The 1,903-nt window shown below is 67.6% G+C and carries 1 protein-coding gene; it reads right to left on the bottom strand.

Annotation, left to right across the window (positions count from 1 at the left end):
- Position 1: 1 nt before the first annotated feature.
- Complete coding sequence (gene dnaK, locus Pth03_RS41070; RefSeq protein WP_203949946.1) at positions 2–1,876, bottom strand: molecular chaperone DnaK; 1,875 nt, start codon at positions 1,874–1,876, stop codon at positions 2–4.
- Positions 1,877–1,903: the final 27 nt, after the last annotated feature.

A 1,903-nucleotide genomic window follows, 5' to 3' on the forward strand; every position in this document is an offset into this window, starting at 1 on the left:
GTCACTCGCTGGTGAACTCGGCGTCGATGACGTCCTCGTCCGCCGGGCCGGCCTGTCCGGGCTGCTCCGGCCGCGGAGGTGGTGTCCCCGTGGTGGCGCCGAGTGCGTGGTAGACCTGCTGCAGTTCGGCGGTCAGGGCGCGCAGCCGCTCCAGCGGGACCTGCTCTTTGAGGGCCTGGCGGGCCTCGACCACGAGCTGCTCGGCCCGGGCCTTCTCATGCACCGGCACCGCCTCACCCAGCTCGCCCAACCGCCGCTCGGCCTGGTACGCCGACCCGTCCAACGCGTTCCGGGCGTCGGTCAGCTCCCGCAACCGGGCATCCTCCGCGCGGTGCCGCTCGGCATCGGCGATCATCCGGTCGATCTCGCCCGGCTCAAGGGTGGAGCTTTCACTGATCGTGATGCGCTGCTCGGCCCCGGTACCGGTGTCCCTGGCCGACACATTCAAAATGCCGTTGGCGTCGATGTCGAAGGTCACCCCGATCTGCGGCACCCCCCGCGGGGCCGGCCGGATGTTCTCCAACCGGAACCGCCCCAAAACCCGGTTGTCGGCCGCCCGCTCCCGCTCGCCCTGCAACACCACCACATCCACCGCCCGCTGATCATCCTCAGCGGTGGAGAACGTCTCGGCCCGGCGGGCCGGGATCGTCGTGTTCCGCTCGATCACCTTCGTCATCACCCCGCCCAGCGTCTCCACCCCCAGCGACAACGGCGTGACATCCAGCAACACCACATCCTTGACCTCGCCCTTGATGATGGCCGCCTGCACCCCCGCCCCCAACGCCACGACCTCATCAGGGTTGACCGTCATGTTCGGCTCCCTGCCGGTCATCCGCGCCACCACCTGCACCACCGCCGGCATCCGCGTGGCACCCCCGACCAAAATCACCTCATCCAGATCGGCAGGGGTGAGCTTGGCATCGGCCATCGCCTGCTCCACCGGCCCCTTGACCCGCTCCAGCAGATCCGCAGTGATCTGCTCAAACGTCGAACGCATCAACGTGGTGGTCAAATGCTTGGGCCCGGCCGCGTCCGCGGTCACGAACGGCAGGCTGATCTGCGTCTGCGTCACCGACGACAACTCCACCTTGGCCTTTTCCGCCGCCTCGAACAGCCGCTGCAACGCCTGGGGGTCACGCCGCAGATCGATGCCCTGCCCCCGCTGAAACTCCTCCGCCAGATGGTCCACGATCCGCCGGTCGAAGTCGTCACCACCCAGATGGGTGTCCCCCGCGGTCGCCCGCACCTCGACCACGCCCTCACCGATGTCCAAGACGCTGACGTCGAAGGTGCCACCGCCCAGATCGAACACCAGCACCGTCTCGCTGCCCTTCTTGTCCAGCCCGTAGGCCAGCGACGCGGCGGTCGGCTCGTTGATGATCCGCAGCACCTCCAAGCCCGCGATCTTCCCCGCGTCCTTGGTCGCCTGCCGCTGCGCGTCGTTGAAATACGCCGGCACGGTGACGACCGCCTCAGTGATCTTCTCCCCCAAGAACTTCGCCGCATCGGCCACCAGCTTGCGCAACACGAACGCCGAGATCTCCTCCGGCGCATACAGGCGGTCTTTCACCTTGAACCGCACCGCACCCTCCGGGCCCGGCACCACATCGAACGACACCGCCTTGATCTCCTCGGGCACCTCCTCGAACCGGCGGCCGATGAACCGCTTGGCCGAATAGATCGTGCCCTTCGGATTCAAGATCGCCTGACGGCGTGCCATGTGCCCGACCAGCACCTCACCCTGATCGGTGAACGCCACCACCGACGGCGTCGTCCGCGACCCCTCGGCGTTGGGAATGACCGTCGGATGACCGTCCTCCGTCGTCGCGATCACGGAATTCGTCGTGCCCAGATCGATCCCCACTGCCTTCGCCATCTCGCCATCCCCCCACAGGCGCATCCA

The sequence above is a fragment of the Planotetraspora thailandica genome (genome assembly GCF_016863335.1).
Taxonomy (GTDB): Bacteria; Actinomycetota; Actinomycetes; order Streptosporangiales; family Streptosporangiaceae; genus Planotetraspora; species Planotetraspora thailandica.

Excerpts from the sequence above, each read along its gene's own strand:
- dnaK (WP_203949946.1), bottom strand. The coding sequence starts at position 1,876 with ATGGCGAAGGCAGTGGGGATCGATCTGGGCACGACGAATTCCGTGATC.